20 protein-coding genes and 1 pseudogene are annotated in these 24,006 nt (G+C 42.8%); 11 read left to right on the top strand and 10 right to left on the bottom strand.

Annotated elements, in window-relative coordinates:
• Positions 1–59: 59 nt before the first annotated feature.
• On the top strand, positions 60–2,435 hold the full coding sequence (locus AAC006_RS12845; protein ID WP_339891547.1) for a peptidase U32 family protein: 2,376 nt from the start codon (positions 60–62) through the stop codon (positions 2,433–2,435).
• A gap of 72 nt (positions 2,436–2,507) precedes the next feature.
• On the opposite strand, the gene AAC006_RS12850 is transcribed toward AAC006_RS12845, so the two are convergent.
• The 3 genes and pseudogenes from AAC006_RS12850 to AAC006_RS12860 all read right to left on the bottom strand — a co-directional run bounded on the left by AAC006_RS12850 (position 2,508) and on the right by AAC006_RS12860 (position 5,960).
• Positions 2,508–3,080, bottom strand: coding sequence for an acyl-CoA thioesterase (locus tag AAC006_RS12850; RefSeq protein WP_013783112.1), 573 nt, complete (start codon positions 3,078–3,080; stop codon positions 2,508–2,510).
• A 119-nt stretch (positions 3,081–3,199) separates the two neighbouring features.
• Positions 3,200–3,706 (bottom strand): annotated as a pseudogene (locus AAC006_RS12855) (cupin domain-containing protein); the annotation flags it as partial.
• A 280-nt stretch (positions 3,707–3,986) separates the two neighbouring features.
• Entirely contained in the window at positions 3,987–5,960 is a 1,974-nt protein-coding gene (locus tag AAC006_RS12860) for a class I adenylate cyclase (protein ID WP_041452481.1), read from the bottom strand.
• Between the two features lie 221 nt (positions 5,961–6,181).
• On the opposite strand from AAC006_RS12860, the gene AAC006_RS12865 reads away from it, so the two are divergent.
• Entirely contained in the window at positions 6,182–6,838 is a 657-nt protein-coding gene (locus AAC006_RS12865; RefSeq protein WP_013783115.1) for an NAD(P)H-dependent oxidoreductase, read from the top strand.
• A gap of 5 nt (positions 6,839–6,843) precedes the next feature.
• On the opposite strand, the gene AAC006_RS12870 is transcribed toward AAC006_RS12865, so the two are convergent.
• Positions 6,844–9,102, bottom strand: a complete 2,259-nt coding sequence (locus AAC006_RS12870) for a tetratricopeptide repeat-containing diguanylate cyclase (protein WP_244361085.1) — start codon at positions 9,100–9,102, stop codon at positions 6,844–6,846.
• A gap of 278 nt (positions 9,103–9,380) precedes the next feature.
• On the opposite strand from AAC006_RS12870, the gene gloA reads away from it, so the two are divergent.
• Positions 9,381–9,929, top strand: coding sequence for a lactoylglutathione lyase (gene gloA / locus AAC006_RS12875; RefSeq protein WP_013783118.1), 549 nt, complete (start codon positions 9,381–9,383; stop codon positions 9,927–9,929).
• A gap of 30 nt (positions 9,930–9,959) precedes the next feature.
• Here gloA and AAC006_RS12880 read toward each other — a convergent pair whose 3' ends face one another.
• From AAC006_RS12880 to AAC006_RS12890, 3 genes are all read right to left on the bottom strand, one after another.
• A complete protein-coding gene (locus AAC006_RS12880; protein ID WP_126871699.1) occupies positions 9,960–10,547 on the bottom strand; it encodes a hypothetical protein in 588 nt (195 codons plus the stop codon).
• A 115-nt stretch (positions 10,548–10,662) separates the two neighbouring features.
• Entirely contained in the window at positions 10,663–11,226 is a 564-nt protein-coding gene (locus AAC006_RS12885; RefSeq protein WP_013783119.1) for a DUF1439 domain-containing protein, read from the bottom strand.
• A gap of 108 nt (positions 11,227–11,334) precedes the next feature.
• Complete coding sequence (locus AAC006_RS12890) at positions 11,335–11,904, bottom strand: DUF4136 domain-containing protein (RefSeq protein ID WP_013783120.1); 570 nt, start codon at positions 11,902–11,904, stop codon at positions 11,335–11,337.
• A 202-nt stretch (positions 11,905–12,106) separates the two neighbouring features.
• On the opposite strand from AAC006_RS12890, the gene AAC006_RS12895 reads away from it, so the two are divergent.
• The 3 genes from AAC006_RS12895 to AAC006_RS12905 all read left to right on the top strand — a co-directional run bounded on the left by AAC006_RS12895 (position 12,107) and on the right by AAC006_RS12905 (position 14,626).
• Positions 12,107–12,706 (top strand): DUF1456 family protein, encoded by a 600-nt coding sequence (locus AAC006_RS12895; RefSeq protein WP_013783121.1) that lies wholly within the window; start codon positions 12,107–12,109, stop codon positions 12,704–12,706.
• Between the two features lie 120 nt (positions 12,707–12,826).
• Positions 12,827–14,038, top strand: coding sequence for a cell division protein ZapE (zapE, locus tag AAC006_RS12900; protein WP_013783122.1), 1,212 nt, complete (start codon positions 12,827–12,829; stop codon positions 14,036–14,038).
• 240 nt (positions 14,039–14,278) lie between these two features.
• Entirely contained in the window at positions 14,279–14,626 is a 348-nt protein-coding gene (locus AAC006_RS12905; protein ID WP_158306759.1) for a DUF3718 domain-containing protein, read from the top strand.
• Positions 14,627–14,782: 156 nt separating this feature from the next.
• On the opposite strand, the gene AAC006_RS12910 is transcribed toward AAC006_RS12905, so the two are convergent.
• Positions 14,783–15,436, bottom strand: a complete 654-nt coding sequence (locus tag AAC006_RS12910; protein WP_339891550.1) for a peroxiredoxin-like family protein — start codon at positions 15,434–15,436, stop codon at positions 14,783–14,785.
• Positions 15,437–15,702: 266 nt separating this feature from the next.
• On the opposite strand from AAC006_RS12910, the gene AAC006_RS12915 reads away from it, so the two are divergent.
• Complete coding sequence (locus AAC006_RS12915; protein ID WP_013783125.1) at positions 15,703–16,614, top strand: dienelactone hydrolase family protein; 912 nt, start codon at positions 15,703–15,705, stop codon at positions 16,612–16,614.
• A gap of 142 nt (positions 16,615–16,756) precedes the next feature.
• On the opposite strand, the gene AAC006_RS12920 is transcribed toward AAC006_RS12915, so the two are convergent.
• The gene (locus AAC006_RS12920; protein WP_339891552.1) at positions 16,757–17,368 is read right to left on the bottom strand and encodes a hypothetical protein; all 612 of its coding nucleotides are present in this window, start codon (positions 17,366–17,368) and stop codon (positions 16,757–16,759) included.
• A gap of 464 nt (positions 17,369–17,832) precedes the next feature.
• On the opposite strand from AAC006_RS12920, the gene AAC006_RS12925 reads away from it, so the two are divergent.
• From AAC006_RS12925 to AAC006_RS12940, 4 genes are all read left to right on the top strand, one after another.
• Positions 17,833–18,336 carry a Plug domain-containing protein gene (locus AAC006_RS12925; RefSeq protein ID WP_339891554.1) on the top strand — a complete coding sequence of 168 codons (504 nt, stop codon included), beginning with the start codon at positions 17,833–17,835 and terminating at the stop codon, positions 18,334–18,336.
• 50 nt (positions 18,337–18,386) lie between these two features.
• Complete coding sequence (locus AAC006_RS12930) at positions 18,387–20,174, top strand: TonB-dependent receptor (RefSeq protein WP_339891556.1); 1,788 nt, start codon at positions 18,387–18,389, stop codon at positions 20,172–20,174.
• 85 nt (positions 20,175–20,259) lie between these two features.
• Positions 20,260–21,447: a dipeptidase gene (locus AAC006_RS12935; RefSeq protein ID WP_338456820.1), complete on the top strand. Its 1,188-nt coding sequence runs from the start codon at positions 20,260–20,262 to the stop codon at positions 21,445–21,447.
• An 80-nt stretch (positions 21,448–21,527) separates the two neighbouring features.
• Positions 21,528–22,079 carry a DsrE family protein gene (locus AAC006_RS12940; RefSeq protein WP_062087798.1) on the top strand — a complete coding sequence of 184 codons (552 nt, stop codon included), beginning with the start codon at positions 21,528–21,530 and terminating at the stop codon, positions 22,077–22,079.
• On the opposite strand, the gene AAC006_RS12945 is transcribed toward AAC006_RS12940, so the two are convergent.
• Positions 22,076–23,740 (bottom strand): isovaleryl-CoA dehydrogenase, encoded by a 1,665-nt coding sequence (locus tag AAC006_RS12945; RefSeq protein WP_339891559.1) that lies wholly within the window; start codon positions 23,738–23,740, stop codon positions 22,076–22,078. The two genes, AAC006_RS12940 and AAC006_RS12945, sit on opposite strands and share 4 nt — an antisense overlap.
• Positions 23,741–24,006: the final 266 nt, after the last annotated feature.

Below are 24,006 nucleotides of genomic sequence, written 5' to 3' on the forward strand. Positions count from 1 at the left end.
ATTGGGCAAATATGCAGGTAAAATCCTCGGCATAAAGTTTCCCACAATATAGCATCTACATGAACAGTACTCACACGAATCCGAAAATTGAATTATTAGCCCCAGGTGGCGATGTTGATGCGATTAAAGCCGCCATTATTGCAGGCGCCAATGCGGTGTACTGCGGGTTAGATAATTTTAATGCGCGAAATCGTGCGTCTAATATTTCATTTGATGCGCTGGTGGGCGTTATTCGCTTGGCGCACCAATACGACTGCGAAATCTTTTTAACGTTGAATATCGTTATTCTTGAAAAAGAATTTCCCACTCTTGCAAAGCTACTAAGCAAGTTGGTAAATACCACGCTTGATGGCGTGATTGTGCAAGATATTGGCATGTTCAATCTTATCAAAAAGCATTTTCCTACGCTTGATATTCATGCTTCTACCCAAATGACCACGCATAACATCGGTCAAATCCCTTTCCTTAAAAAACTAGGGGCTTCACGGGTTAATTTGTCGAGAGAATTAAACCTGCGGGAAATTACTGCCATTACCAAAGTAAGCCGCGAACACGACGTGCTAACCGAGGTGTTTGTGCATGGGTCTTTATGTGTGGCGTTCTCAGGGCTATGTTATTCAACCTCTGCGAGTGCCGGAAACTCGGGTAACCGAGGCCGCTGCAGTCAGGCTTGCCGCGAAGAATATGAAACCACCGAATCGGGGCATAATTTTCCGCTAAATATTAAAGACAATTCAGCCTTTTTCGACCTGCCTGCATTGATAGAAGCTGGCGTGTATTCTTTTAAAGTAGAAGGGCGGATAAAAGGCGCAAGTTACGTTCATACCGTTATTGATAGTTTTAGAAAGCAGATAGATGGCTTTTTAGAAACAGGCGAATTGTTAGAAGACGGCGAACGCCTTTATAAGGTTTTCAACCGAGACTTTTCTAACGCGTTCTTACGTGGCGATTTGAATCAATCGATGTTTATTGATAATCCACGTGATAACTCAAAAAATCATGCTATCGAAAAAGCGGCTCAAACAGAAAGTGCAAGTGATGCGTCTACGAAAGACGTTAACCGTATTTCAGTGGTGCAAATACAAGAAGTGAAGCAAACCCTTTATCAAGAAAAGAACGAACTACACGACTTGGTAAGAGAGAAAATTCAGTATTTATCTATTGATAAAATACCTACTACGCTCGCTTTTTCAGGTGAAGAGGGAAGCTGTTTAACCCTAACTATTAAAACCCATGGCTTAGCTGCGGGCCAGTCGACTAATACTGAAGATGGGTCTGTTAAAGACGACATCAATTCAATTGCCCCTAAAACTATAACATTACATTCTGAAGGCGTGTTGTCTAAAAGCGAGAAAAATGCGTTAGACGAAGTATTGTTAGAGAAGCGTTTTAGAAATTTAGGTACGGGTGAATACAGCATTGCTAACCTTGATGTTATGCAACTAGGTGCAGGCCTTAGTTTGCCGTTTCGCGATGTAACGGCGCTTAAAAACGAAGCCATGAAGCAGCTTAACGGTGAACAGTCGTTAATACCTGAAGTGATATTACCAAAACTCACGAGTTACCCTAAAAGCGAAGCCGATAAACAGCCCGCGCTTTCGTTGCTAATCTGTGATGAGGCAGACGTGCATTTAGCTGATGAGACGGATGCTGATATCTACTTTAAGTTGCCAGATGCTTACAAGCGTAATTGCACTAAATATATAGGCTTTTTACAAGACAACCCCCGCTTAATTCCGTGGTTTCCTGCAGTACTTATTGGCAAAGACTACGATGTGGCAGTGAACATTCTTGAACAAGTCATGCCGCCATTAATTATAACCAACAATACCGGTATTGCTTTTAAAGCGAATGAACTGGGTATCAAGTGGATTGCAGGGCCTTTCTTAAATACCACTAACTCGTATGCTTTAATGGCCATGAAAGAAGATTTCGATTGTCACGGTGCGTTTATTTCAAACGAGCTAAACCGCATGCAAATGAAGAACATTGCACGGCCTGAAAACTTCAAACTGTTTTACAGTATTTATCACCCTATTTTGTTGATGACCAGCCGTCAGTGTTTTTTCCAGCAAAGTGTAGGTTGCGAGAAGCCGCGTATCGATAACGGGTGTATGCTCTCTTGTGACAAATCAACCAGCATTACTAATATGAAAGGTATGTCGTTCGCCATCGATAAGCAAAAAGCCGGTTATCCGAGTATTTATAACGAAGACCAGTTTTTAAATATGGAAGTAATGAACGATTTATCTGACTTGTTCGACGGCTTCATGATTGATTTAACCAACATTGGTGCGGGAGACAAAGTATCGCCAGACAAGGTAGCGCTAATTCGCCAATTCGAACAGCTATTAGCCGGTGATAAACAAGTTGAAGACACGCTAAATAGTATGGTGCCAGCGTCAACAGTAAGCCAGTACCACGCAGGATTGTAGGCTAGCGCATACCTGTGTAAGCATTAATAAAAGCCCTTGGTTGTTGCAAAACACCAAGGGCTTTTTTGTATCTTACTCTTGGGTATAAGACGCATCTTTGTCGAAGGTGATGGTGCAGCGCTGTTTATCAAGCAATACAAAGTCTTCTTTTGGAATGAAGTCGTCGTGTTCTTTTTGTATTCTTGCCTGCGCTTCTCGTTTTACTTTATTACGCTTAATCGTTGTGACAAAATGACGCATTTCGTGAGGGTTACTGAGTTCAAGCTCGGGCACTTTTACTGGCACACCGTTGTCGTCTTTAGCCACCATCGTGAAAAAGCTGTTATTGGTATGCTTCACTTTATTGGTCTTGATGTTCTCAGACGTGACTTTAATACCCACCACCAATGAAGTGTTTCCGACGTAATGCACAGTAGCATCTAGCGATAATAGTTCGCCCACTTCCACAGGCTGTAAAAACTCAACGCCATCAACGGTAACCGTAACGCAATAGGCGCCAGCGTGCTTACTGGCACAGGCGTAGGCCACTTTATCCATTAAAGACAAAATAATTCCGCCATGGACTTTTCCACCGAAGTTGGCAAAAGAAGGAACCATTAGCTCAGTTAAGCGTGTTCTTGAAAATGCGACAGTACGTGGGCTCATAGTTAACCTTTATATTGTGATAGTTGATGTAGTTGTAGGGTAGATGGCTATTTAGGGTAAAAGTGTTTTTATCATAAGCGCGCTTAGGTTTGACCTTCGAACAATGCGAGCGACTTCTTTTATCGGGTTAACGATGTAATGAGCTTACTGTGCTGAGGAAATTGCTTAATTAACTCAGCGCGTTCGCCCAACTGCATATCAATATATTCGAAACCAGGCGCTACCGCTTCTCCTATTAGGCCGTAACCATAGGAGCCGGTAGTCAGTATTTTTGACGCCTTCCAGGTTCCGCCTTTTACCACCATTTGCATCTTGTGGCCTTGCGTAGGATCGGGGCCTAATACATGGGTTTCAAGGCTGCCATCTTGGTTAATGAGGTAATACGTAATGGGGTCTCCCATGTGGAAGTAATGCATGATGTCAGAACGATTCATATGAAAATGTCCGATAGGAGATTGGGCACTTAGCAGGTAATAAATAGAGGTCATATTCACTCTATCGCCGTTTTCTGTACTTATTAGCGGCCTGTGATCTGCTTTAAAAGTTTGGCGAAAAAAACCGCCTTCAACGTGGCCGGTTAAATCAAGAGACTCGATGAGTTGTTCTGCGGTGAGTTTTTTATCGAGAGACTTTGCCGATTGAGTAGTGGTAGTAACGTTAGTGCAGGCACTTAGCAGGGTACACAGCAAGGTTACTGACAAAACAAAAGGGAGAACGGATGTTTGGGTTTTAGTTTTTAGCATGGTAGCCCCACAACGTAATACGTAGTTTTGTTTTCTAGCATACCTAGATAAACAAAAAAATATTAGCTTTTTCAGGCTCAAGAGAAGGAATCTTATGGCCAATGTGACTGTTTGGCAATAAAGAGAGGCGCAGAATAGAAGGGGGAGAACACAGGGGACGTGTTTAGTGAATAAGTGAAAAACTCACACCAGTGGATTCTAAAAACTCACCCTGAATGCGAGCCTGCTGATTTCCGCGAGGCACCATGGCATAACAAGGCGGTGCAGGCTCCGTTTCTTCAAGCTCAAACCAGAGTGTATCAAGCACATCTTTTCCGTGGAATAAAAAGGTTTCGCCCCACGACGTGGTATACAACACAGAGACCTCTTCAACGCTCGCCTTTTGCCTGAGCGTGTTGAAATTTACAACAGCTAAGCAGGTTGTAATGCGAGCGCTAGTGAGCAAATTATCTCTTTGCAGCGAAGAGACTTTAATGGGCGGAAAGTAGCGGCAGATATGTTTCAATAAGTCGTTCAAATCCAGTTCGCTTACCTCTGTGGCATTGTAATCAAGGTAGATGGTGGTTTTTGCGTCGATAATACGATTTGCTACGCACCATACAATTAACTCAATAGCAGAGGATGTTTGCGTTATCTTCTGATTTTGCGATATTTTTCCCGACTTGCTGAGTATATCTGTGGCATACACAGTCCAAGTTTCTTGCCCTGTTTTACTGTGCTTTAGCGCCACGGTTACCGTTTCGCAGTAAAGGTTTTCATCAAACGCGCGGCGTAGAAATTCAATTTTGTTCGGTTTCTTGCCATAAAACGTACTCAGTCGACGACCTAGTACGGTCATGTCTTCTTTACTCATGGTTTGTTGTTCAGCACCAAGCTGACTTGAAATACGTCGATAGCATTTCAAAAGAAATCGATGAATTCGTCGGCTTAATTGAACCCGCTCGTGAAACGACCATTCGTGCTGATTATCCAAATGGTAAAGGTCTTGTTTTGTCCACCCCCACTTTTTAGCATAGGCCGCTATTATCTTGCGTTTAAACGTTGAGGTTTCGCCACGTAGCGGCGGTTGGCTGAGTTTGCAATTGCATTTGAGGTATAGGCACTGTTGAAGCAATAACATGTCTTCAGGCTGCCCCTCTTTTTCGTAATGTTCAATAAGTTGGTCGAACATCAGCGCATAAGGGTCGATAACTGCGACTTGTCCAGGTGCTTCGGCACCTCGGTGAACATGCTTTTTAAGCAAGCTGCATAAAGGCTGACCGTGCTCAATATGAGCAAGATAAACTTCTAACTTCGCTATTTTTAGTACCGACTTGAACGGCGAATCCATGGCCTTGCTTAACTGCCATATTGCAGCACCAAACAACTCGCTGGCGTCGAGCTTTTCAAGGTTACCAAGGTCCATAAACCAACTTAAATCTGGAGATCCACCCTCTTCTAGGTGATCTTTTAATGCTGCATATTGCTGATCATTTGTTTTTTCTGGGGTTAACCACCAAAAAGGAGCCTTTCCAGCCACTACAATATTGGTGGTGTAAAACTCAGCTTTAAGAAACAGGGATTGAGCGGAGCCTGCGCTTTCTCCATCGGCAATACCAAAGTCGTTACGTCGCACATTGTCAATTTCAGATAGGAAAAAGTGCACTTCTATACCGAATTTGCGGTCTGCCCAACTTTCAATGGCAGTTAATTTTTCTTGTAGTTTAGTAAGCGATGTTTCTGATAGTTGCTTACCATCGACGCACACCCAATAGTCGAAATCAGAGGTGTCAGTTTGTGCAATGGTGCCAATACTTCCCATAAGCACTAACGCATCAATCGCTCGCTGACGGGGCCACAGAGGCTTGATATCAGAGAGCAAATCACGCTTATCTGGGAAGCATTGCAAAAGTGCATTTTCAACAACATCGCGAAATGAGTAGTTATGAATACCAAAGGGAATATTTTCGCCTTCAATATAACCTGGAAGCTCAGGATGATTTACGTGCAGTAAAAACGGCAGTACATGGAACAACGGCTTGTGCTCAGCAGGCATAAGCATAAGTGCACGTTCTACTCTTGCCTTGTTGTACCTAAGTACACGTAACAGGCGTATTGTTAGATTCTTTTTAATTGATAGAGACTGCTGCTCTGTCATTACTGCTCTTTAGTATCGATAGTGATTTCAAAAATAGCGCGATTTTCTATTGTCTGCCTCCTATTTCTAGTATGGCAGTGAAAAATAGACGTTTAGCCTGCGCTTCCATTATCAAAAATTTGTTTAAACTCATTCAATCATTACTGGGCTTATCGTCTTTAGTATAACTCGTTAAACTTCTCTGCATCTAAAGTATTCGCATTAAATATTAGGAATTAGTTATGTCTAACCAAATTATCAGTGATTTAAACCAGCGTTATACCGTTAAAAAGTACGACAGTAGCAAACGTATTTCTTCAGAAGACTTAACCACTATATTGGAAGCATTAAGGTTATCAGCCTCTTCTATAAACTCTCAACCTTGGAAGTTTGTTGTGGTTGAAAGTGACAGTGCAAAACAGCGCCTACACGACACTTTTGCTAACAAGCACCAGTTCAACCAATTGCATGCAAAAGAAGCATCTCACACAATCTTATTTGCTTACGACCCTAAGTTTACCAAAGAGAAATTTGTTAAACGTGTTGATGCTGAAGTGGCGTCTGGTCACTTACCAGAAGCAATGCGAGACTCGTTTATGGGGGCTTACGCTTTTGCAGAAGCTAATACTGATGAGAACGGCTACAACGGCGCATGGACAAAAGCTCAAGTTTATCTAGCATTTGGAAACTTGCTCCACACTCTAGCCCGCCTTGGTATTGCTTCTACACCGATGGAAGGCGTGGACGCTGACTTGATTGGTGAATTGTTTAGCGAAGAGTTAGACGGACATGTTTGTGAAGTGGCGCTTGCACTTGGCTATGCAGACGAAGAGCAGGACTGGAACCACGGTTTACCTAAAGCACGTTTGCCAATGGAAGATGTGATTACCGTTGTATAGTTACGTTAGTCTTGCGCTCTAGCAAGAGCCTCGCTCCACAAGGTGACCCGATTACGGCCTAATGATTTCGACTTAAATAATGCGAGATCGGCTTGGTCTATAAACTCAGAAGGCGTCGTTGCGTTAAAGCGAATAGATGATACGCCTAAGCTGCAGGTAATCGCGATATCATCAAAGCGACAAACTTGAATAGTTTCTCGCATATTTTCCGCTATACGCATGGCTTGGTGTGAGGAGGTATCTGGCAATACAATGCAGAACTCCTCCCCACCAAACCTTGCAACAATGTCGTTCTGACGAACACACTTTTGTAAAGTTTTAGCAACGCCTCGAAGTACTAAGTCACCGATGGTATGCCCGTAACTATCATTGATAGATTTAAAATAATCGATATCTATCATTATCACGCAATAGTCTTCAGGCTTTGGCTTTCTTGCAAAATCTCGTTCCATTAAATCAAACAGAACGCGGCGATTAAAGCAGTTCGTCAATGGGTCTCGCGTGGCTAAATAGTCGAGTTCCCTGTTGTGTTGTTTCGACAACATAAAGCGACGATAAATTAACAGTATAGCTGCTAAACAAACGGCCAATAACAATGCTAATGCGACACTGGCATATCTATTTTTAGTTAATTCAAGTTCTGAAATGGTGGTGGCTTGCTGGGCTATCTCAATTTCATTGTTCTTTCGGGCCAGTTCAAGTTTATCGAGTTTGTTTTTTTCTCGCAGAGTTTCTAACTCTATTTCTAGTCTTAATGAATGTAGCTTGGCTTTCTCCAGCGCGAGTTCGTTGTTACTGGTGTCTTCTTGAATAACTTCGCTTAAGGCAATTTCTTGTTCAGCGTATTGTAAAGATGCCGCTGTATTGCCTCTACGTTTCTCTGCTAGTCGCAAATAACGATAACTTTCTAACGTATAGGCTTTGTAGCCATTTTTACGTGCTAATGTCAGGGCGCTTTTTAACAGCTTAATAGCCTCTTCCATGTCGGTATCAATGAGCATACCTGCTAATGGAATGAGCGTTTTAATTTGATAAAAATCACTTTCGATCTCTGTGGCTAAAGCCAGTGATTCTTTATAATAATCAAGCGCGCCGGAAACGTTATTTTCGTCTCGTTTGATGTTCGCCAATATTCGCTGGGTTATTGATTGCTTTGCCTTGTCATTGCTGTCCCGATAAATATCATCTGCTTTTTGCGCTAACAAGGTTGCCGAAGCATAGTTACCCTTGTTGTAATCGATAATCGCGCTTTCTCTTAGCGCGGTAGCAAGGGTTTTAGGCTCAACTTTTTCCTCTGGCAAGCTAATGGACAGCATGTAGAACGAGCGGGCTTGGTCGAATTGTTCCAGCCTAAAATATATATGACCTATCTGATTCGACGTTTTTGCTATGCCCGTCGCATCATTGACCTTCTTATAATACTTATGAGCTTGATGTACATGCTTTAAAGACTGTTCATAGCGGCCTATGTAGCGGTAAATAATCCCTGCTCCCATCAACGCTTTAGCGCGGCCCTCAGCATCATCTATTTGGCCGTGAAGGGCTAAACTTTGTAATGCGTAGTCTAGCGCAAGTACTAAGTTACCAAGGTATCGTTGTGCTTCAGCCAGTGTATTAAAGGTACGTGCCATAGACTTTATTTCATTTAAGTCTGTATATATAGCTAATGCTTTTTCATAATATTCAACGGTTTTTTCTCGGTTTTCTAATCGCTTGTAGGCCTCAGCAATTCTGACGAGGGTTCTTGCGTTTAGTTTCTGAATGTGGCTTTCGTTGACCGTAAGATATTCAATAGCCATCAAATATTGCACAACCGCAATAGTGTATTCTGCCCGTGCGAAATGGTAATCACCTTTGGCTTTTAAGGTAATCCCAATAGGGAAATCTACGCCGTATTGAAAAGCCAATGGCACTAGCGTTGTAATCGCGTTTTCCGCTTTGGTGAATTGTTTATCTTTCACCAATACATCGATATAGCCCACATTCGACGATATATAATTTTCCGTATCGTTGAGCTTTTCGAATATAGCTGACGCGGTAAAAAAATGGTGCTGTGATTTTTTGTATTGATCGGTTCGACTCGTTAGTTTTCCAAGTAGAAAATGCGCTTGTGCTGACGTGCTAACGTCGTCTATTTCTTCCGATATTTTTAGGGCTTGATTAGCCCATATAGTGCTGCGTTTTGGTGAGGAATCTTGTGCTTGTTGTGCCTGGGAAAGTAATGTTTCAGCGCGCTGAAATGAAGCTTCATCCTGAGAAGGCAAGGGGCTAGCCTGCTGCGAACGGGCGGAAGTACAAATGACCAGTAACAGGATCAAAACAAAAAAGCGCATTTACTATGAGTTCGGGTTATGCCAACTGAATAAACAAAGTATAAATGTTCAGGCTTTGTACTAACAGAGAGAATGTGCTGCTATCAAAGGTCCAATAGTCTAAGCCGTTGTACAATAAAACATCTATTGCTGCTTTCATTGTTGCTTATAGCTTTGATTGCCCCCATTTAAAGCACTGACGAAGTCACTTAACTAAGGATACTATTTCAATGAGCCGACATTTTGATAACGCCGAAGGATTGTGTGAAGACAAGGATAAGGCGACAGAAGGGTTTATTTTCAACCAGACCATGCTACGTATTGCCGACCCTGCACGTTCACTCGATTTTTATACACGAGTAATGGGAATGACCTTGCTAAAACGTCTTGACTTTGAAGGGATGAAATTTAGCCTTTATTTCTTAGCAGCGGGTGACGATTTTTCTGATATTAGCAAAGATGACAGTGAGCGAACCGCCCAAACCTTTGGTCGTCCAGCCATGTTAGAACTCACTCATAACTGGGGCGATACCGCAGACACGGTTCATTATCATAATGGCAATAGCGAACCGAAAGGCTTTGGTCATATTGGCTTTCACGTACCGAATCTAGACGCTGCATGTGAAAGGTTTGAAGCGCTAGGTGTCCCTTTCCAAAAACGTCCTAACGATGGTTCGATGAAAGGCATCGCATTTATTAAAGATCCAGATGATTATTGGATTGAAATATTCGATGCTAAGCAAACGGCTAAGGTATGCGCCCCGCATTTAGCTAAGTAGCGTAAGGCGCCCCGTCTTGTAATGCCAAACTTAGTCAGCATAGCCCCATGGTGCCGCAGGTACGGGTATAGGTTGGGTTAAATCAAAATCGACCCGGAACTCTCTGCCTTCTCTAATCAATCGGTAGGTAAAGGTTTCCGGGTAAATAAACATTTGCCAAATATTGGAGCTTGATTGGGGAATGCCACTTTTCGCAAACAAGGCTTTAGAGTAGGCATCGGCGGGAAAAGATTGAACTTGGGGCCAACCAGCATCAAGGGTATGGCCGCCGTACATGGTCGATTCCGAGTAGCTACCATCTTTATGGCGATGATCATGCTTGAGCGACAACCCAGAGCCCGTTTTTGTAATGATCCACGTCCGAGATGCATCCTCACCCACGTGGAAGGGGATATATAACACATCGTCTTTACAGCGCCTGACATGCATAACCAAAGGTTTATCAGTCATGCTGCTAGTGGGCTGGTTATCAACCGTTACTTTCCCCGCAAACGCTTTACCACACAGCGCGCGTATACTGTCAAAAAAACTATCGTGGCTGGCAATCGACACTAAAGGGGCTGGCTGAATAATAGGGACAGTCGCCATTTTTTCTGCGCTAAAAGCGGTTGCTGGCATTAGTATTGGCGTCATTATTAGCGCTAAGGTGCCCAGTGCGACTAATCGAGGTGCTATTTGAAGCAGTGTTAAGCTAATTTTCATGCGTTACCTTATTATTATTTTTTATTATGGCCTAGTTATTCCAGTTTCTTGGTACTAATTGAACAGCACCCTCAACCACTTTCATGTCTAGCGGTACTTTGCTTAATAGCGCCACTTTAGGGTTATTCATATCTAATTTATAAACAGGGTTAACCGCCAGAAAAGCGTTGAGTAAATTCATCACTTCATTGTTTAATGGTTTTAGATTCCCCTTATAGCTTCCTGCTTCTACGCTTGAGTCGAGTAAATTAAGGTTGCGGAGAAATACGGCTTTTTGCTCACTATCATAGTAAGGGCTGCCTTCAATCTGAAAGGTTAAACGTACCGGATATTTAAAGGCGAAAGCATTAATTTCTGCCCCTGTGTCTAACCCCAGTGATATGACATCGCGGTTATCTGGGCCAATATTTACGCTCACATCATTCACATTGAGCTGTACAGGCAAGCCCATAAGATTAACGTTTTCAGTTAAATTAGGCATTTGCTTGGTAAGCAACGACTGAACTTCAGCATTTGAAAAAGAGAAAACCGCTAAGCCGTTAGTGCTTGCACATCCAGTGAGAAAAAGTGTGATAGCAAATAATATAACTTTCATAAAAAACCTTCTGTATAGAGTTTATAGCCTACGATGAAAACAAGAGAGTGTCTTATAACAAGCAAGCTAACTATTCTCATTATGTCATGTGCCCGACATAAGTGACTTTTATTTTGCTGGAAAGGCTTCAAGTAAATTGGCCACTAACTCGCCAAGTTTATTTTGGATAGTGACTGAATCGGTAGATTCTACTTCTACACTACCCAACGCACTGTAAATAAAGGTATCGCCTCTTACTACGTCGATTTGAAGATTTTGATATTGCGTCACACGCTCACCAATAGGTACGCTGAATATACTGCCAAGAGAGATGCCACCAGAACGCCCAAACACACCCGAGCCTAATCCTAGATTTAACCGCGTGTCATTTTCTTCACTGGCGGTAGAAGGAAGGAAACCTACCAGTACATCTGCCCCTTCTTCTGGCGAGGGCTTGAGCCCCTTGGCGATAAGAGCTCGGCTAATCGCTGATGTAAGTTGGCTTTCTATTTCTGGGTTCAAACTATTAAGTGGTGGTCGAACAAAAAATGTATTGATTTCAGCAAAATTTTGGCTTTCATCAATGTTAATTTGGGGGCCCTTGCTGGCACACCCAGCTAAGAAGCTTACCGCCAATAAGACTAAAATCAGGTAAAAGGGTTTGCTTGCCGTATGTTTACTTTTATTTGTTGGTGTCATAAGTACGCCGAATAAAGAGCTGCTTTAGTAGTTTAAAGAAGAAAACCACCAATTAGGATCGATTTATTACCGTAAATAACACGAATTAAACATAAAGCCGAATCAAATCACGCAAACCCGCGCTTTTAATTCGCGGTCTATTAGCCATTGCGATAAACTACGCCATAATAAATGAGCCACCTCTAGATTAAGACTAAAAACCATGATCCACAATGATGTTCTACGACGCCTACGTTTTGCTTTGGCAATTAACGATACCGCTGCTATCGGTATTTTCAAGTTAGTAGATTACGACATGGATGTAGACTACCTTCATTCAATTATGAAAAAAGAAGGTGAAGAAGGGTATCTACCTTGCAGAGACAAAATCATTTCTTTGTTCTTAGACGGCTTAATCATTAAAAGACGTGGCAAACAAGAAGGTGTTGAGCCTGTTATTTTAAAAGCCGGTGAGCGTTTGAGTAACAACGAAGTGCTTCGAAAAATCCGTATTGCTATGAGCTACAAAGACGAAGACATGATTAACGCGCTTCAAATGGCTGATTTCAGATTAAGCAAGAACGAACTTTCTGCGTTTTTCAGAAAACCCGATCACAGAAACTATAAAGTGGCTGGCGACCAAGTTGTGCGAAATTTATTGCAAGGCATGGTGAAAAAATACCGCCCTGATGCGAAAAAAACAGCGCATACGAAAGAGCAAGTACGCGAGAACGTAAAAGCGGATATGCAGGCCCAAAAAGCGAAAGAGAAAGCGAAAGAGAAAGCCAATAAGCCAAGTTCAGTGTGGGGTAAAACCTCTTAAGCGTAAGCTGGTAATCATCGAGCGTTGCGCTTTGCACTGTGTTCATAGAGTGTAATAGTTTGAAAGTTCAAACATACGCGCAACGCTATCTTCCTCGGCAACAATCATTTAAAAACCTGTATGCAACGGTCCTCACCGCTTACCAAATATCAAGCGTTAGTCGATTCGGGTAAACTTCAAAAAGACCCATCACAAGAACACGCCATTGTATTACTTCAGCAACTGTATCTTTCGTTACAGGGTGCTCACGAAGACGCTTCTCATAAAAGTAAGCAACCACAGAGTAAAGGCATTTATTTGTGGGGCAAGGTAGGGCGGGGCAAAACCTTTTTAATGGACTTGCTAGACGCGTGTTTGCCTAGCGCTTTGTGTAAACGACAACATTTCCATCATTTTATGCAGGATGTGCATAAGCGTCTTACTGAGCTATCCGGTAAGTCTGAGCCCCTGCGCCATATTGCCAAGCAGCTAAGTAAGCAGTACAAGGTTCTGTGCTTTGACGAATTCTTTGTCTCTGATATTGGCGATGCCATGTTACTAGGTAACTTACTGCAGTACATGTTTGAACTTAACATGGTAGTGGTGTGTACCAGCAATTGTGCGCCAAACGAGCTTTATCGAAATGGATTACAGCGCTCACGTTTTTTACCCGCTATCGCGGCCATTGAAGCCCATTTACACGTGCTGCATCTTAATGGTGAACAAGATCATAGAAAGCGTGCTCTTAATTACCTTCAACGTTATTTCGAATTACCTAAGCCATTGCAAGCGCAGGCGGAATTGCATCAAACCCTCCTTCGTCAGTACGACTTAACATTCAATGATGTGGCGTCAAGCGTAACGGTGTTGGGGCGAACTATTAATATCATCGCCCAAAGTGACGCTGATACAAGCAACTCAGGCATAAGCCATAAGGCAGTTTGCTTTGATTTTTCCTCGTTGTGTGAAGGGCCTCGTAGTCACTTTGATTACGTAGAGTTAGCCAAGTTGTACAAAACCATATTAGTGTTCAACGTACCGCCTATGAGTGGCCAGGCATACGAGAGAATTAAAGCGCGGGGCACTGAAGATAATGGTTCGAATATCAACATCGCCTCTGCTGAAACCGGAGAGCGGGAAGTGGTTTTAGCGCCAATGGATGATGCATTACGCCGATTTATTGCATTGGTAGACGAATGTTATGACAGTAAAACTAACTTGGTCATGACGGCTTACGTACCTCAGGATGAGATTTATACTAGCGGCTCACTGATGTTCGAGTTTGAGCGCACTAAAAGCCGGTTGATAGAGATGGCATCAGAAGATTATTTACAATTAGTGTCGAGTTGTTGATGTTGCGGTAATTATTTAAATTACCGTTTTAGTGGGTTACGAAGAAGGTAAATATTGGCATACGAACATGCACTTTTATAAAGGGCTAAAATTTAGTGAGAATGACTATTCAATAGTGTTAATGAGAATGGTTAAAATCCGATAAATACCCTGATTCGGCTTAACTTGTTGATTTTACTTATTTAAAAATATTGGCATTTAGGTTGCAAAATTAACTTCGACTTAACCTAAAGGATGACAATGATGAATACTCTCACTAAAACACTAGCTACAATTACACTTTCTTTATCTACTATTGGTATGGCAAACGCAGCAGATTCTTTATTTGCAGCAGACGAATCAGTATCTTCTAAATTATGTGTTGTTGCAGCACAAGGTAGCAAGATTCAATTGCACAAATCGATTAAAGATTCTGGTTTGAGCAAGCGCTATATTGCTGAAAATGTTACCTGTAACGATCAAAATATTTTAGCCTTTGTACAAGATTATGCTAAAGATCCCGATGAAATGAACAATGCTTTAACCAATGGTAAATTTAATACTAACGTTGAAATTATTGATTTGGCCGCAGCGAATACAAAAAAGTAGTAAGAGGTAAAATTGAAGCCTGAGTATGTCGTTTTTGTTTTTATTGTTGTTGCTCAGCACATAATTTAAAAAAGGTGGCCATGGCCACCTTTTTGCTGTTTTGAATATATCTACCGAGGTCTAGTATCTTACTCTCTAGATTGCAAGCAAATAGGCTTACATACTTTTAAGTGCATCAATAATATCTTGCGGCTCTGAACGAGTTCTATAATCAACATCCACATAACGCCAGGTTACGTCGCCATTTTGATTGAGCACAAAGGTTGCTGGAATAGGCAGAATGTTACCATTACCGTTGTTGATGGTTTCTAGATCGAGTTGCCTATCATTTTTCATGTGCTCAATGAGAAATTCAGGCACTTCCCATGCTACGCCGTACTGGCCTGCAACTTTGGCACTTTGATCTGACAATACGATAAAATCCATCTTGCTAATTTCATCTTCACTGAGCGAATCATCGGGCACCTGCGGGCTTATAGCCACTAACGTTGCCCCTAGACTTTTAATATCGTCTAATCGAGACTGTAGGGCACGAAGCTGCAAATTACAGTACGGACACCAACTCCCGCGATAAAAAGTGACTACAACAGGCCCTTGGTTTAATAGAGAAGTGAGTGAAACAGTATTCAATTTTGCATCTGGCAGCGTGAACTCAGGTGCTTTATCACCCAATGCCAATGCCAATGCATCACTGCCTTGCTGAAACGATTTAGCTTTTGCTATTTCTGCATCAACCCCTTTCATGAAATCTGGGTTGCCTTTACGGCCAGCTTCAACCTTCGCTTCAGTTTGTTCTTTTAACGTTGCCATACAAGCCTCATGGTTTACTACATCATAATGACGTATCAAAATAGTGATATTGGAGTAAAGTTAACGCCTTCCTAGTAGTAATGAAACCTATTTGCACTACATTTACGACTACCTTCGCCATAAATGCGGTACGGCGCAAAAGTGCGCCTGTTTTCATAATATATTGGATATTAGTCGGATATTAGTCTGGACACCCACACTTATTTAGTTATTAACTAGCAGTTCACTTACCGAGCATTACCACTTTGTGTCATTAAGGATTAACTATGAGCCTTCAGCAGGAAAACAAAGCCATTCCACAAGAAGCTTTCGATTGGTACGACGCTTATGCCCACGGTGGCATGGACAGACGCACATTCATGACCAAACTCACAGGATTAGTTGCCCTTGGCTATTCCATGTCCTTCTTAACCTCGTCATTACTGCCTAATTACGCGTTGGCTGAACAAATATCCTTTAACGATCCCGACATAACCGCAATCTACGAAACCTTTCCTTCACCCCATGGACACGGCGAAGGTAAGGGATATTTAGTGGTCCCAAATGCTTTAACCCAAAATGAAACCACGCAAAAAAAAGCGCCAGTAGTATTGGTAATACACGAAAATCGTGGATTAAACCCTTACGTTAAAGATGTAGCCAGAAGGCTTGCGAAGGCAGGTTTTATCGCGTTTGCTCCCGATGCTTTATTTCCGTTAGGCGGTTATCCGGGTAACGATGACGAAGGGCGCGCGATGCAGCGTAGTCTAGAGCGTTCAAAAATAGAGCATGATTTTGTTGCCGCCGCTGAATTTATCAAAGCGCACGAATTGTCTAATGGAAAATTAGGCGCTGTGGGGTTTTGTTTTGGTGGTTACATGGTGAATTACCTAGCTGCCGTCGATAGCGACCTTATAGATGCAGGTGTTCCTTTTTACGGTACGCCAGCAGCCAAAGAGTTACGTAAAAATATTGAGGCGCCTTTACTTATTCAACTTGGTGAATTAGATGAGCGAGTAAATGCAACTTGGCCAGGATACGAAGAAGATTTGAAAGCAAATAATGTGTCGTATGAAATGCACATGTATAAAAACGCGAATCATGGTTTTCATAATGATTCTACTGGGCGGTTTGACAAAGACAATGCTGAGCTAGCATGGTCTAGAACCATTGCATTTTTTAACGCTAAGTTGGCGTAAACTAACTATTTTACTTAAGCATTACAGCAGATATTCCCAAGCGTAAAGCTTAAGAAACATAATTTAAGACTCATATCATCAACGCAAGGTCTTTAAAATAAGCCGCTTTTATCAAGGGTTTTAGGAGTGATGAGGACCTTGCTTATACTATTCGCTTTTTGCCTCTCCACAATGTGCTTTTATGATACGGCACATCGTGTTCGATGGCTTTTTGTCTAATGAAGTTTTCTACCATTGTCCGACTACACTGGAATTTTTGTATATCAATATAGATACGTTTTTCTCTGTTATTTGAATCAAAAGATACGCTGGTATGATATCTGGTTCGGGAGTACTCGATGGACGTAATATCCACCCATACTAATCTAGCATCTTGCCCTTTTAAGCAATAAAGCACGCCATCTTCATTTAATATGAAGTGATCCTGAGCGTGAATTTTCCACTTTTTCTTGTAATACCAATATAAAAAAGGGGAAGCGGGTAGCAATAAGGCGCCAACTATATGCCTAAAATCATCTTCGCTTTCTTTAAATAGCATCCAGGCGCATACCGCACCAATTACCGAACTAAATAAAAATAGTATGAGGCTAATATCTTTGTAGTCTCCGCGAATAGATGCGCTAGTGCTGTTCTGAGTTAGTGTAGCTAATCTAGCTTTAATGCTATCGACTCGCTCGGGGTATGCGTGATGGTCAATAGTTTCTAGTGCCTCTAGTAACTCATTGTAGGAGTAATTGGCGTAATTCGGTTCCATGAAGTTTGAATTAGTTGGTTGATGTCATTATTTAAGCAATATAAAAATTGCAAAAGTGAATAGCAAGCATACCGCAGTTTTTACACTCAATAATGTGTTGTAAAAATAGCGTGATCGGCACGACAGACTTAATGTCTTAGCTGTTTAAAATTAAAGAGTGTTTTAATTTTTTAAGGCAAGTAATTCACTGTTGTGGTGCACCTTTCATTACCAGCGGCGATCTCTTGGTGCATTGCTATAACGTAATGGTGGTTAATGTGAATGGTTATCTTCCAAAACGATTGAGAATGAACTCATCAGATGAGTTGCTTAGGCTAGGTGGCTGCTCGCCTGATTAAAATGCCGCCTATATTTATACTAAAGTCTAACGTTGTTGGTATGTTTATTGTGATGTGTTGATAGAACTCCCACTCGGTTTTCCTCCGAGTTGGTACGTAGTTGCAGCCACAGCAGGAAACACACTCATGATAAAAACCAATAAAACGTTCCGTCCCACACTATTAAGTGTCTCTATTGCGGCAATGTTTGCCGTCAGCCCTGCGTATGCACAAGAAAGTGAAACCGCCAGTGCTGAAACTGAAGAAGAAAAAATTCAAGTAGTAGGGCGTCGTATCTCTACTACCGAGGTCGCCATTGGTACGGGTGAAGTGACCAATACGCTGGCCGTTACCCGAGAAGCGTTGTTGTCGGCCCCAGGCGGTATATCTGGGCTTAAAATGTTAGAAAGTTTACCAGGGTTTAATGTGCAAACGGACGGTGCATTAGGGTTATATGAGTTTGGAAACTCTGTGAATGTGCGCGCATTCAATTTGAGTCAGATGGGCTTTGTGCTAAATGGCGTTCCAATGGGGCGTTCAGATGCTTTCGGCGGTAGCCCTATTTTCAGATATGTAGATAATGAGAACTTAGCGTCTGTAGTGGCTTCTCCAGGTGCAGGCGATGTTTCCCACCAAGTTATTCTACCTTAGGGCCTATAGCTTCGTACTATTCGGTAGACCCGTCTGACGAAGCCGGTGGCATGATGTCTTATACCATTGGTGATGATGATTTAAATCGCTCTTTCGTTAAATTAGAAACCGGAGATATTAATGGTTTCAAGGCTTATGTAAGTCGCTCGAAAACCGACAGCGATTTATGGCGCGGGCCAGGTACCATCGACAGAGAACACATTGAGGGTAAAGCAATTTATGCCTTTAGTGACGAGACTACATTTACCGTTAGCTATGTGGCGAATGACTTCTTCGATTATGATTCGCCATCAGGTACCGAAGCGACTTTTGACGATAACTATTATTACAGCTACTTAGATGCCATTCCGGAAGGCTGTATTGCACCACTACCCGGTGTTTACGATTTCAACCAAGATGGAGTGGCTGATGAAAGCGACTTTACCCCTGTGTTCACCGGCAGTAACTGTACAAGTTATTACGAAGACCGCGTAAACGTTCGCGACGATAAGCTTTATTCTGCACAGCTTGAAACCTACTTGTTAGATAACTTGTTATTTACCGGTACTTATTATTTTGAAGATAAAGATGGTTATGGTGTTTCTCCCGATTCTTACAGTAACACCTTAAGTATTTATGAGGATCAGGCGGCAGCAGGGCTAGATGTAGTGCACCCACGCGGCGTGCAATATGGCTTATCGTCAGTAGGTGGTGATAGAAAAGGCTTTGTTGCTGATTTCAACTTAACGCTCGATGCCCACGATATACAATTTGGTGGCTGGCAGGAAAAAGACACTTACCATCGTACGCAACAGCGTTTGAATAAAACCGGCGGTAGTGCTGACGGTGACGTGATTTGGGATGAGGTGGCATATTATCGTCGAGATTATACCTCGGTACGTGAAACTACGCAGTTGTACGTGAAAGATACCATTAGCTTAATGGACGATAATTTAAAGCTTGAAGTGGGTATAAAGTCATTAAGTGTGGATTATTCACTTGATGGATATCGTGATTATGATGATTACGAAATTGACGGTGAAGCGGGCTATGGGCCTCAATCTGTGGGCGGCAAATTTAGTAACCATTTCTTACCTTCAATAGGCGCGGTATACACCCTAAATGACACCGACCAACTCTTCGCGTCTTACTCGAAAAACTACGCGCTACCTAATGGTACAGATGACATTTATGACAATGCGGTTAGCTTTGAACCCGATACTCCCGAAGGTGAAGAAGCCGATAATATTGAATTAGGCTACCGTACCAACAAAGAAAACTTTAACGCGGCATTAGCGTTATTCTATACCCGCTTTGATAATCGTTTGTTTGCCAGTAACGTATTAAACCCCGCCACTGGGCAGCCAGAGAGCTTCTATATTAATGGCGGCGCTTCAGAAGCCTACGGCTTTGAATTATCAGGTGTTTATCAGCCTGACGTATTCAAAAAACAGTTATACATGAATGCCAATATCTCGTACAAAAATGCCAGCTTAGTAGATGGCTTTGGTAGTAATCCTGAAGGCAGTGCCTTGGCTGATAGCCCAGACTGGGTGATGACAGGAGGCATTACCTACGAGCCAACAGAATGGCTAGTAGCGAACGTATCGGCAAAATATACCAGCAGTCGTTATACCGATTACGCCGAAACCTATGAAATGGATAGCTACACCACGGTAAGTGCCTATGTGGATTTAGGCGGTGTGAACCCTTTTGGTATGCCTGAAAATGTGAGCTTACGGTTAAACGTAGATAACCTTTTCGACAAGGAAGTATTGTCGTTTGCGTTTGTAGGATCGGCTTTCTATCGCCCTTTAAGCCCACGCAATGTTCAAGCATCATTAACGGTGGCTTTCTAACATGACAACTAAAACGAATACAAAACTGTATCAATTAAACAAAGCAATGATTGGGGTAGTGGTAGCCTTAGGCCTTGGAACCGCGATGGCGAGTTCTGTAACACAGGCAGCCGATAACGTATCTCTAGAAGAGGCTGAAGCTATTCAGCGAAAACTCGTGACCTTAGATACCCACCTAGATACGCCCGCCCATTTGGTCAGGCCCGGGTTTGATATTATGGAACGTCATACCTATGGACATGACTTTTCACAAGTGGACGTTCCAAGAATGCAAGAAGGGGCGCTAGATGGTGGTTTTTGGGTGCTTTACACCCCACAAGGCCCGCTAACGACAGAAGGTTATCAACAAAGCCGTGATACCGCTTTACTACGGGCGCTTGCTGTTCGCACCATGGTTACCGAACATCCAGAAACCTTTGCATTAGCACTAGAGCCCGATGATGCTAGTGAGATCAAAAAAGCCGGCAAACATATTGTCTATATGAGTATGGAAAATTCCTATCCCCTCGGGACGGATATGAGCCTACTTGAAACTTTTTATAAGTTTGGGCTACGAATGGCGGGGCCGGTACATTTCAAAAACAATCAGCTTGGTGATAGTTCTACCGATCCCGAAGGCGTAAAGTGGGGTGGGCTTTCGCCGTTAGGTGAAACCTTTGTGAGCGAAGCAAATAGATTGGGGATTGTGTTAGACGGTTCCCATGCTCATGATGAAACGGTGAAAGACATGATTAAATTGTCCAAAACGCCCATCATATTGTCGCATACTGGCGTGAAAGCAATTTACGATCATCCGCGAAACATTGACGACGACTTGCTCAAGCAGCTAGCCGAGTCGGGCGGTGTCATTCAAATGAATGCTTACAGCGACTACCTTACTGCATTGCCTGAAAATCCTGAGCGAAAAGAAGCTTACAAGGGGTTGATGGCCATGGTTAAACAAGGTGCTGACCATGAAAGTTTATTAGAGAAGCGTAGGGAAATAGAGCATGAGCATCCCGCGGTTAAAGCGTCGTTTGATGTGTATATGAAACACTTCTTACATGCGTTAGAAATTGTAGGGCCCAAGCATGTAGGTATTGGCGCTGACTGGGATGGCGGCGGCGGTGTAGACGATATGATGGATGTGGTTAATTTACCCATGATCACACAGCGATTGTTAGAAGAGGGCTTTACCGAAGAAGACTTAGCAGATATATGGAGTGGTAATGCATTAAGAGTGCTTCAACAGGCTCAAGACTATGCTGCTAGTTTGAAAACAGCGAGTAAATAGTTACACTGAATTGAAAACGCGCTCTATTCATTTGGTGAGTAGGGCGCTTTTTTATTTCTGATTAATAACGTGGAGTATGCATGAAATCGTTACCTCTTTTAGCCTCAACACTTGCCGCAGTATCTGCTTTATCGACGCCATTGTTTGCCCATGCGGGCACTGATGATTTTGCCGCAGGCCCCGTTTTTAATAACTATGGCAAGCATGCACCAGTGCCAGGCGTGAGTGTATCGCCTCAGCAACAATTTAAAGTCGCCTTCGATGTAGCCAAAGGGGCTGATGTGGGCAAGGTTAACCGCAAATTTGATTCACTAGCTCGTTTTATTAATATGCATGTCACCAATGGCGCTAAGCTTGAAAATATTCAACTCGCGTTAGTGGTTCACGGCTCAGCCACGCTTGATGTGATTAATAACGCGGCCTATCAAAAGAAAAAAGGTGAAGATAACGGCAACTTAGATTTATTGCGTGCGCTTATGGATAAAGGCGTACGAGTAATCGTTTGCGGACAATCCTCAGCCGCTAATGATGTAAGTTCTGAAATGCTAATAGAGGGCGTTGAGATGGACTTATCTGCGATGACAGCCCATGCCCGTTTAAGTGAACAGGGTTTCAGTACTAACCCGTTTTAATTGTTGCTACTGCTAAGCATTCCCTTTTTAATAATATCTAAAAAAGGTGCGTTAGCAGGCAGTGTTCCAAACGCTAAGCCTTGCTGTTTGCCTAACCTTGCTTCACAAAAGGTGTTCGCCATCACGCTATCGCTCTCATTTAGAAGCAAGGCACCTTGCATGGCAATAGCAGTATGCTCTGTAATTAAACGGCTGCGAATTTCTAGGGTGGCGGTATCTTCGAAAGCGTCTAAAAGACTTTGCAGGTGGTTATCGTAGCAGGCATTTCTCCCTTTTGCGCTATGCAATAAATCAAAAAGTGCCGCTTTAGATTCTGGCTCTTTGTGCAATGCGCGAAGTACATCTAAGCATTGTACGTTACCACTGCCTTCCCAAATTGAATTAAGCGGAGCTTGGCGATATAGCCGAGGCAAAATATTCTCTTCAACATAGCCAATGCCCCCCAAGCACTCTTGGGCCTCGTTAATAAATGCCGGGGTTCGCTTACAAATCCAGTATTTACCAATCGCCGTTGCGATACGTGCTAGTGCGGCTTCTTTCGGATTGGTTTTACTGGCATCAACGGCGCGAGCGACCCGCATGGTAAGTGCCAATGATGCGGTACATTCAAGAGTCAGGTCGGCGATGACATTTTGCATTAAAGGCTGGTCAATAAGTGTTGCACCAAAGGCTTCTCGATTACTAACATGATGATAGGCTTGCACTAACCCTTGTCTCATAGTAGCCGAAGAGCCAATCATACAATCAAGGCGAGTAAGCGATACCATGTCGATAATCACCCGTACGCCTCGACCTTCTTCACCTATTAAGTACGCAGTAGCGCCTTGAAACTCTACTTCTGATGAAGCATTGCTCCAGTCGCCTAATTTGTCTTTCAAGCGTTGAATGCGTACTTCGTTTAAGGTGCCATCAGGCATAACCCTAGGCAATAAAAAGCACCCTAGGCCAGCGTTGGTTTGCGCAAGAATTAAATGGCCGTCACACATGGGTGCAGAAAAGAAGAACTTGTGCCCCACAATGCGGTAGCTGCCATCTTGTTGTTTTGTGGCCGTGGTCGTGTTGCGGCGAACATCTGAGCCCCCTTGTTTTTCAGTCATTCCCATACCGATAGACAGGCCATGCTTGTGCTCTGCTGGCAAGGTGCGGTCATCGTATTGGCCATGCACTACCTTATCTACCCAATAATTTGGTAAGCCTTTAGCTTGTCGTAGTGCAGGAATAGCAGCATGGGTCATGGTTAGGGGGCAGGTTGTGCCCGCATCAGCTTGAGAATGCATGAAAATTAACGCCGCTCTTATGACATGCGCGCCTTGTTGACTTTCATGCTGCCACGAATAATTGTGTAAGTTACCCTTCATGGCCGCACTCATAAGCGTGTGGTAGCTAGGGTGAAATGCTACATCATCGATTCTGCGACCATACCGATCGAAGGGGTGGAACTCGGGTTTATTTTTGTTAGCAATTTCACCGTGTGCCATTAATTCATAGCCCGCGGCTTGCCCAAATACACCTAGTTTTAATTCTACGTCAGCGTTTGGCGACGTTATATTAGCCATCACAGCGTGCTTAAGCAGGGGGTCATCCAGCCACAAGTTATACGCGGGTAGGGGATGTGGCTGATTCTCAACAACATGGGTATTGAACAATGTAGGTGAAGACATAACAAACTCGTCTTAGAAATTTATTAAACATTACTCCTTGTGTCTTTTTGTGTCAAATTGTGTAATTTGATTGGCTGCTGGTAGTAAGAAAGCGGGTTCAAGAGGCTTTACGCTAAACGTTCTGCATAAGGGGCCGTTCGGGTGCTTTGTTTAAGTGCTAAGTTTAAGTGCTCTGTTTAAGTGCTTTTGAACACGAGTTTATATTCACGTGCCTAGGGCCTGTTGATCTTTGCTGCATATATTTCACTCAGCAGTACATGGGTAGC

The sequence above is a fragment of the uncultured Alteromonas sp. genome (genome assembly GCF_963976965.1).
GTDB classification, from domain to species: Bacteria; Pseudomonadota; Gammaproteobacteria; order Enterobacterales; family Alteromonadaceae; genus Alteromonas; species Alteromonas naphthalenivorans.